The 8271-nt window shown below is 59.7% G+C and carries 9 protein-coding genes; 4 read left to right on the top strand and 5 right to left on the bottom strand.

What is annotated here, in order from left to right; translation table 11 throughout:
* Positions 1-943, top strand: a 943-nt coding sequence (locus IIC71_09515; protein ID MCH7669416.1) for a hypothetical protein, incomplete at its 5' end; no start/stop codon positions are given.
* The gene (locus IIC71_09510; protein ID MCH7669415.1) at positions 940-1662 is read left to right on the top strand and encodes a glycosyltransferase family 2 protein; all 723 of its coding nucleotides are present in this window, start codon (positions 940-942) and stop codon (positions 1660-1662) included. The genes IIC71_09515 and IIC71_09510, both read left to right, overlap by 4 nt.
* A 30-nt stretch (positions 1663-1692) precedes the next feature.
* On the opposite strand, the gene IIC71_09505 is transcribed toward IIC71_09510, so the two are convergent.
* The gene (locus tag IIC71_09505; protein ID MCH7669414.1) at positions 1693-2976 is read right to left on the bottom strand and encodes an exopolysaccharide biosynthesis polyprenyl glycosylphosphotransferase; all 1284 of its coding nucleotides are present in this window, start codon (positions 2974-2976) and stop codon (positions 1693-1695) included.
* A 79-nt stretch (positions 2977-3055) separates the two neighbouring features.
* Here IIC71_09505 and IIC71_09500 point away from each other — a divergent pair, with 79 nt between their 5' ends.
* Positions 3056-3505, top strand: coding sequence for an SRPBCC family protein (locus IIC71_09500; GenBank protein ID MCH7669413.1), 450 nt, complete (start codon positions 3056-3058; stop codon positions 3503-3505).
* Positions 3506-3566: 61 nt separating this feature from the next.
* On the top strand, positions 3567-3944 hold the full coding sequence (locus IIC71_09495; protein MCH7669412.1) for a hypothetical protein: 378 nt from the start codon (positions 3567-3569) through the stop codon (positions 3942-3944).
* A gap of 49 nt (positions 3945-3993) precedes the next feature.
* Here the strand turns inward: IIC71_09495 and atpC are convergent, their stop codons facing one another.
* The 4 genes from atpC to IIC71_09475 form a co-directional block, all read right to left on the bottom strand.
* Positions 3994-4332 carry an ATP synthase F1 subunit epsilon gene (gene atpC, locus IIC71_09490; GenBank protein MCH7669411.1) on the bottom strand — a complete coding sequence of 113 codons (339 nt, stop codon included), beginning with the start codon at positions 4330-4332 and terminating at the stop codon, positions 3994-3996.
* On the bottom strand, positions 4332-5747 hold the full coding sequence (gene atpD, locus IIC71_09485) for a F0F1 ATP synthase subunit beta (protein ID MCH7669410.1): 1416 nt from the start codon (positions 5745-5747) through the stop codon (positions 4332-4334). Before atpD ends, atpC begins: the two co-directional genes overlap by 1 nt.
* A gap of 98 nt (positions 5748-5845) precedes the next feature.
* Complete coding sequence (locus tag IIC71_09480; GenBank protein MCH7669409.1) at positions 5846-6739, bottom strand: F0F1 ATP synthase subunit gamma; 894 nt, start codon at positions 6737-6739, stop codon at positions 5846-5848.
* A gap of 4 nt (positions 6740-6743) precedes the next feature.
* Positions 6744-8270, bottom strand: a complete 1527-nt coding sequence (locus IIC71_09475) for a F0F1 ATP synthase subunit alpha (protein ID MCH7669408.1) — start codon at positions 8268-8270, stop codon at positions 6744-6746.
* Position 8271: the final 1 nt, after the last annotated feature.

The following is an 8271-nucleotide window of genomic DNA, read 5'->3' as shown; positions in this document are numbered from 1 at the left end:
GCTTTCTGCGGCGGCGTTCTACCTACGATACGGGTCCGCAGTAGTGGTGGTCATCATCGTGGCCGTGGCGGGGTTGATGTTCCGCTCCCAGGTTCGTGAACAGGCTCGTAGCGTGGCGATCGCAGCGATGGTGTTGGCGACCTTAATAGTGCCTCATCTCGTGTACTCGCTGTCCGCAACCGGGTCACTTCTCGGCGTCCTGAAGTTCAGCAGCGAGGCGGCCGGGCGAGACTACCTCGGCGATGGGCTGGTGCGCTACATCGCCTGGTTCCCGGCGAAACTGACGGGCGCCGCGCTAGCAGTCGTCATGCTCGTCGGCGTAGTGCACACGTTCCATCGCCGACGATTCAACGACACCCATGACCGCCTCGACAGATTTATCGTGTCGGTTTCGCTCTTGAGCGGCATCGCCGTGGGAATCACCGTTCATGGAGAACTACGGTACGTGTTTCTCAATGTCCTCCTCCTCTCGTTCGTTGGATGGAGTTCCCTACTCCGACACGCCCACAGCTGGTCAGACGACATGCGGCGCTTCTCCTCAGTAGCCCTTGCAGCAGTATTGCTAGTCAGCTTGGGGACTGGCGTGTTCGAAGCTCGAATACGAGCCGACAAAATCGCAGATGACCGTGCGGTTCTAACCATGGTGGCGGGTGTCGTTGAATCCGGTGATTCGTGCGTGATTATTGCGTCGTACGTCCCCCAGCTCACGTGGATGAGCCGCTGCGTTACGATCACCTTCGACTCAGCGGTCCAAGACGCGTTCGTCCCTCGCTTGAGTGGACCGAGCTATCTCGTCACGTTCGAGAATGGGAAGCGCCAACCTGAAGGGGAATATCTCGCAACCCTCCTGCAACGCTTTACTGTGGTCTCAGTTGAACCGATCCAATCTCTCACGGACCGCATCGGAGACGCCACGGTGTACCGCATCGAAGAACAGAAATGATATCCGTTGTTATACCTGCCTACAACGAGGCCGCACGGATCGCTCCCACGATTCGCGAGCTCATCGACCATCTTGAGGGTCAGGGCATTGATGGCGAGATCATCGTGGTCGATGACGGATCAAGCGACAACACCGCGGAGGTCGCCGAAGCGGCGCTCAAGAACTTCCCCGCCGGCAAGGTGATTGTCACCTCACCGAACCGCGGGAAGGGACACGCCGTGCGCATCGGCATGCTCGCCGCATCGCGCCCCCTACGCCTCTTCATGGACGCCGACGGCTCGACGGCCCTTGACTCGCTGAAACCGTGTCTAGAGGCCGTACAGGGGGACCCAACGGGTCGTACTATCGCAATTGCCTCCATTGGTGTGAAGGGCGCTGTTATCACTCGCCCACAACCGTTTCCGCGCGGCATTGCAGGACGAATCGCAAACCTCATCATCCAAGCAACGGTGCTCCCCGGCATCAAGGACACCCAACGCGGTTTCAAATTGTTCACCGATCACGCAACCGCCGCCGCGTTCACCGACGCGATCGTGGACGGCTGGCTCTTCGACGTCGAGACGTTGGCCATTGCAAAGAGACGTGGTTACACGATCGTGGAGATCCCGGTTGTGTGGGAGCACCGCGAGGACAGCCGGGTAACGGGCGGTTCGTACTTTTCGACTCTCGGCGAACTCATCAGTATCCGCTGGCGTCTCTGGTTCGGTGCAATCACGTAGCCGGTCGTTCCAGGCGCCCACGCCCTATCGCTACCGGGCGCCGTTGCCTGTCAGCACCGTCCAAATGCTCTGGCCAAGTATCTGCACGTCGAGCCACGCCGACATGTGCTTGACGTAGTAGAGATCGAACGTGAGCTTCTCAATCGTGTCGGCAACATCGTCTGCGTAGCCGTAGTTCACCTGTGCCCATCCGGTCACACCGGGGCGCACCAGCGTGCGTGAGGTATAAAAGGGAATTCTGCGAGAAAAGTCGCGTACGAACACGGGACGTTCGGGGCGCGGACCCACGAGGCTCAACTCGCCACGAAGCACGTTGACGAGTTGCGGCAGCTCGTCGAGTCGCGACTTGCGGAGGAATCGACCAGAGCGGGTGATGCGCGGGTCACCGACCGAGGCAAAACGCGGTCCGTCCTTCTCAGCATCGACCTGCATTGTTCGAAACTTGTAGAGAATGAAATTCTCACCAGACAGGCCGACGCGCTGTTGCTTGAAGATCACCGGCCCCGGCGAGTCCAGCCTGACGACGATCGCGACGACCCCCATGATCAGCAGCCAAAGCGGCGCGGTCACGAACGTGACCAGCGTGTCGACAAGACGCTTCACTGGTGCGTATGCGTTGCGGGCAACCGGCGCAGTCAACTCCCATCCCTCGGCAAGGTGCACCATCGGAAGACGCTCGGTGTGCTCCTCGTAGACGTTGAGGAGGCCACGCACCGGATACCCCGCCATTGAAAGCGACGATACGTACTGCGCCATCTCGTCCGAGAGCACCGCCCGTAGGTCAACAACCAGCGTCGTTCCCGGCTCGATCGGTTCCGTCGGAGGTTGCTCCTGCGGCGACAACACCAGCTCGACAATCGCGTGAGCGGTCATGTCGATTTCGGTTGCGAGATTCTTCTCGTTCGTCACGACTACGAAATGTTCGGTCCAAGGCCGACGACGCCGGACAACACGGTGCGCAACGCTAAACACGAGAAACGTAACCATCGTCGTGACGAAATGCGGCCGAGAAAAATATGGACGCAACAAGGACAAGCCGATCGCGGTAAACGCCCCCGTCGTCGAAACGATCGCGACTGCACGGCCGTACGTTGGACGCGGCGCCCGAGTGGTCCAAGTCCGCATACTTGAGTACGAGCCGACCGCCAACCCGAGCACAAGTAACACCCCGTACGTCCACGCGCTGCGACCGGCGAGTTCACGAGCGTTCCACAAAACCGGGGTGCCGAACACAAACCAAGATGAGATCGAGATAGCGGTCAGCAAAGCCACCAGATCACTCCCGAAGATCCCCAAAAGAAACTTGCGCCGCATAGACGGACCACACTAGCGCTGTGCTGTGAACAAAACGCAATTTTTCCTCCACCGGCGTCGGATCCCCTATTCTCAACCCATGCCGACCACCACCTCCTCATCATCAACAGCCGTGACATCCGAACCCATAGAGTCTGTGTGGAGACAGTTCGTCAACGTATTGACGTGGGAGGGCATCGGACCAGTCGGGGATGTTTCCGACCCGGTAGTTGAGAACGACGAGCTTGTTTCGTTTCGGTGGGTGACACACGCCGCGGGAGGCAAATATCCCGGCACCGCGACGGTCTCGACCTGGAAGCACCTCGACACTATCGGGATTGATATCTCGAGCACCGAGGTCAGCGGCACAATTACGATGGTCACCAGTCGCGTTGAAGACGGGACACAGCTTGATGTCACTGTATTTGCTCGACCTGAAGGTCTGCTCGCCAGCTTGTTCTTCCCCGCTATTGCACGAGCTATCGAAAACGGTCTGCCGGGCCAGGTCGAAGACTTCGCCCACCGGCTGGTAACCCAAGCAGATATCTAGTCATTGCGCTCGCTCAAGATCGGGCATTGATGACCCACCATTGGTTAATTACCATTGCGCCATGCAGCACTGGCAGCCATTGACGTCACCGCGCAAAGCGCTTCGAACATTACTCGTCGTCGCCCTAGTCGGCGCACCGGGTGCAGCGTCTGCAACCGATGAGGACCTGGCACAAGATGCTCCCCCAGTCACTGACAGCTTGGTGCTCATATCAGCAACGACGCTGGACCTGGCCGCTGAAACCCAGAGTTACGACCTCGTGGTGGTCAACGTTTCGCCTACCGCGACAGGCGAAACGCTAGTCCCTGCGAGCACTCCCCAAGGATGGGAGATCCTCTCGGCGGCACCACAGGCGGGGACATTCACCGAATTCGGGTGGCAGCTGCCAACTCTGCAAAGCGGAGACAGCGTGTCGCTAAACATCGAGGCCCGCCGGTAGGTGCCGACACGCTCGGCCCGCAACCTGCGAGGTGCAGCTTCGAGCGGTTTTACTGGCCGGCGTCGCCCGGAGTGTCGTCTCGAAGGCCCTGTGCAAGTCGGATCGCTTCAGAGCGTCCCCCGTCGGTCATTTCAGCACGATCGGTGAGCAGGGTCACGGTGTCGCGGGCGATCTGCAGAAACCCTCCGTGGATGCCCACAATCACCACACCGTCTTCACCGTGGATCTCCACTGCACCCGTCGATAACGCAGCCATCGTTGGCTCGTGACCCGCAAACACCCCGATCTCACCTTCAGTGGTCATGGCCGACACAAACTCAGCCTGGCCACTCCAAATGACCGCCTCAGGCGTCACTATGTCGACTGTGAACAGGGGATGGTCGGCCATTAGACGACTTCTAGCTCCTTGGCCTTAGCCATGGCCTGCTCCGCCCCGCCGACCATGTAGAAAGCCTGCTCAGGAAGGTGGTCCAATTCGCCGGACAAAATAGCGTTGAACGACTCAATCGTCTCCGAGAGCGGTGTGTATACACCTTCCTGACCGGTGAACTGCTCAGCCACAAACATTGGCTGCGACAGGAAGTTCTGCATCCGTCTGGCACGTCCAACAACAAGACGGTCCTCCTCAGACAGCTCATCAATGCCGAGGATGGCAATAATGTCCTGAAGGTCCTTGTAACGCTGGAGCACTTGTTGCACATTGGTCGCACACGAGTAGTGGGCGTCACCCACGATCTGCGGGTCGAGAGCACGGCTCGTCGAGTCAAGAGGGTCCACAGCCGGGTAGATCCCGAGAGCGGTCAGCGGGCGACTCAACACTGTCGTTGCATCGAGGTGCGCAAACGCGGTGTGCGGCGCCGGGTCGGTGATGTCATCTGCCGGCACGTAGATCGCCTGGAGCGACGTGATCGACCGGCCCTTGAGCGAGGTGATCCTCTCTTGGAGCGCCCCCATCTCACCCGCGAGCGTCGGCTGGTAGCCGACTGCAGACGGCATGCGTCCAAGCAAGGTCGACACCTCAGCGCCGGCTTGTGTGAAGCGAAAAATGTTGTCGATGAACAACAACACGTCCTGGCGCTGCACATCGCGGAAGTACTCCGCCATTGTCAGCGCGGACAGGGCTACACGGAGACGGACACCGGGCGGCTCATCCATCTGTCCAAATACCAGCGCAGCCTTTTCAATGACGCCGGATTCGGTCATCTCACCGAAGAGGTCGTTACCCTCACGGGTGCGCTCGCCAACACCCGCAAACACAGAAACACCACCGTGCTGAGTGGCGACGCGGTTGATCATCTCTTGGATCAATACTGTCTTTCCGACACCGGCGCCACCGAACAACCCGATCTTCCCGCCCTGGAGGTACGGGCAGAGTAAGTCAAGAACCTTGATACCCGTCTCAAACATCTCGCTGGTTGCGGTTACGTCTTCGTAGGGAGGGGCGGGGCGGTGAATTGGCCAGCGCTCACCGTCGAAATCTTGGTCCGGCGCATCGAGCGATTCACCCCACACATTAAAGATGTGACCAAGAGTCTGGTCCCCTACCGGCACAGTGATCGGGCCGCCGGTGTTGCGTACTTCTGCGCCCCGAACGATGCCGTCGGTGGGCGCCATTGCGATTACGCGGATCTTGCTATCGCCCAGGTGCTGGGCGACCTCACCCTTCACCGTTGAGGTGACACCGTTGATGGTGACGTCAACCTCTACTGCGTGAAGGATCTCTGGGAGGGCGTCGGGTGCGAACTCGGCATCAAATACCGGACCCGCTACTTTGACAATACGCCCTGTTGGAAGGTTGCTCACTGCGCACTCCTGTCGAGATGGGTCATGTTATTCGTCCGCGAGAGTGGCGATGCCATCTCAACGACTTGTTGTTTTGGTTCAAAATTTCGCATGTCTATTCAATTCCCTGCCATGGCTTCGGCGCCGCCGACGATCTCACTGATCTCAGTCGTGATTTCCGCCTGCCGCGCCTGGTTGGCCTCACGGCTCAACACACGGACGAGTTCTTCAGCGTTCTCGGTTGCAGACTTCATGGCACGCCGTCTTGCGGCGTGTTCCGATGCGGAAGCTTCGAGCAAGATGCCAAAAATCGTCCCCTCGACGTAACGAGGAAGCAGCTTGTCGAGAACTGTCGCAGCGTCTGGCTCGTACTCGTACGACGTCCCGCCATCAACCCCGTCTGGGTCGTCCGCGTCGGTCTTGTCTGGCGGCTGGACCGGAAGCACCGGCCATAGGACGGCGTTCTGGGTAAGGGCTGAGACGTAGCGTGTCGTATAGACCTCGACCGAGTCAACGGCGCCGGACTCGTAGTCCTCAAGCAGTCGATTGGTGATGAGCCGCGCGTGCCCGTACGACGGCGTATCAGTAATCCCGGACCACTCCGAGGCGCTCGCAACTTTCCGGTAGCCGAAATACCCGGAGGCCTTGCCACCGACCATGTACACGCGGACCGCACGCCCGGCAGTCTTGTGGTCAGCGATTGCGCGTTCTGCAAGTCGGAGCACATTCGAGTTGTAGCCACCGGCCAAGCCACGGTCCGACGTGACCACCACGACACCGGCAGTTTCGACGGTGCGAACCTCAAGCAGAGCATGGCTTAGGCTGCCACTCGTTGCGGCGATGTTTGCAATGACGTCGGCCATCTTCTCGATATACGGCTTCGATTCCTTCACACGCACGCGAGCTTTGGCAATCCGAGAGGTCGCGATGAGCTCCATCGCGCGCGTTATCTTCATAGTCGATTGCACACTTCGGATGCGCCGGCGGATCAGCCGCAGTTCGGCGGAAGCCACCTAATTACCCCTCGCCGTCTTCGGCACCACCACGGGTGGCCAAGTACGCATCGATTGCGGCAGCGAGGTCGTCGGCAGGAAGTTCGCCGGTATCGGCGATACCGGCGAGCAGACCACTGTGGCGACTACGGAGATAGTTAAGGAGCCCGGCCTCGGCGTCTGAGATATCGCCCAGGTCAACGCCATCAAAGTGACCTTCGGTCACGGCGTAGATAATGCAAACTTGCTCCTCGACCGGCACGGGTGCGTACTGACCTTGTTTGAGCACTTCGACGACGCGCTGGCCGCGAGATAGCTGAGCGAGAGATACGGCATCGAGCTCTGACCCAAATTGGGCGAACGCCTCGAGTTCTCGAAACTGAGCCAGGTTAAGGCGCAACGGTCCGGCGACCTTCTTCATGGCCTTAACCTGCGCAGCGCCTCCTACCCGTGACACCGAAATACCGGCATTGATGGCGGGTCGAACACCGGAAAAGAACAGGTCGGTTTCGAGGAATATCTGGCCATCGGTGATCGATATCACGTTGGTCGGAATAAACGCGGAAACGTCACCGGCCTTCGTCTCGATGATCGGCAACGCCGTCATCGATCCCCCACCGAGCTCGTCGCTCATTTTTGCTGAACGCTCAAGAAGGCGGCTATGCAGGTAGAAGACGTCACCCGGGTACGCCTCGCGACCCGGTGGGCGACGCAACAACAGGGAAATCTCGCGGTAGGCAACAGCCTGTTTGGAGAGGTCGTCGAACACGATCAAGGCGTGTTCGCCCTTGTACATCCAGTACTGACCCATGGCAGAACCCGCATACGGCGCATACATCTGGAGGGCGGCCGCCGCGGCCGCCGAGGCGTTCACCACAACCGTGTACTCCATGGCACCTGCGGATTCAAGCTTCGCAACAACCTCGACGACCGTGGAGGCTTTCTGGCCAATGGCGACGTAGATGCATTTCACGTCTTGGCCCGCCTGGTTGATGATCGTGTCGATCGCGATGGCGGTCTTGCCTGTCTGGCGGTCGCCGACGATGAGCTGACGCTGACCGCGGCCGATCGGCGTCATTGCGTCGATCGCCTTCAGTCCGGTCTGGAGCGGCTGGCTCACTGGCTGACGCTCAACCACCGAAGGCGCCTGGGTTTCGAGAAGCCGAGTCTCGGTGGTCTCAATCGGACCCTTACCGTCAAGCGGGGCGCCAAGAGCGTCGACAACACGCCCCAACAGTGCATCACCGACCGGTACTGCAAGAACCCGGCCAGTCGAACGAACCTCGTCGCCCTCTTCGATAAGCGCCGAGTCGCCCATGATGACGCAGCCTATTGATTCCTCATCCAGGTTGAGCGCAATCCCGATGAGTCCGTTCGGAAATTCGAGGAGCTCGGACGCCATTGCATGAGGGAGTCCTGCAACACGGGCGACACCATCACCGACCGAGAGGACATATCCGATGGTGTGGGCCTCGACAGTGGGTTCCCAACCCTCCAGGTTGCGGCGCAAAACCGCGCTAATTTCTGCAGGATCCAGCGTAAGTTCAGCCATT

The sequence above is a fragment of the Acidobacteriota bacterium genome (assembly GCA_022562055.1).
Classification (GTDB): Bacteria; Actinomycetota; Acidimicrobiia; order Spongiisociales; family UBA5794; genus BMS3BBIN02.
This window is presented reverse-complemented; position numbering and strand designations above follow the sequence as displayed.

What these genes read in the sequence shown, in the direction of transcription:
- IIC71_09510 (MCH7669415.1), top strand. Translation starts at nt 940, where the DNA reads ATGATATCCGTTGTTATACCTGCCTACAACGAGGCCGCACGGATCGCT.
- IIC71_09505 (MCH7669414.1), bottom strand. Translation starts at nt 2,976, where the DNA reads ATGCGGCGCAAGTTTCTTTTGGGGATCTTCGGGAGTGATCTGGTGGCT.
- IIC71_09500 (MCH7669413.1), top strand. Translation starts at nt 3,056, where the DNA reads ATGCCGACCACCACCTCCTCATCATCAACAGCCGTGACATCCGAACCC.
- IIC71_09495 (MCH7669412.1), top strand. Translation starts at nt 3,567, where the DNA reads ATGCAGCACTGGCAGCCATTGACGTCACCGCGCAAAGCGCTTCGAACA.
- atpC (MCH7669411.1), bottom strand. Translation starts at nt 4,332, where the DNA reads ATGGCCGACCATCCCCTGTTCACAGTCGACATAGTGACGCCTGAGGCG.
- IIC71_09475 (MCH7669408.1), bottom strand. Translation starts at nt 8,270, where the DNA reads ATGGCTGAACTTACGCTGGATCCTGCAGAAATTAGCGCGGTTTTGCGC.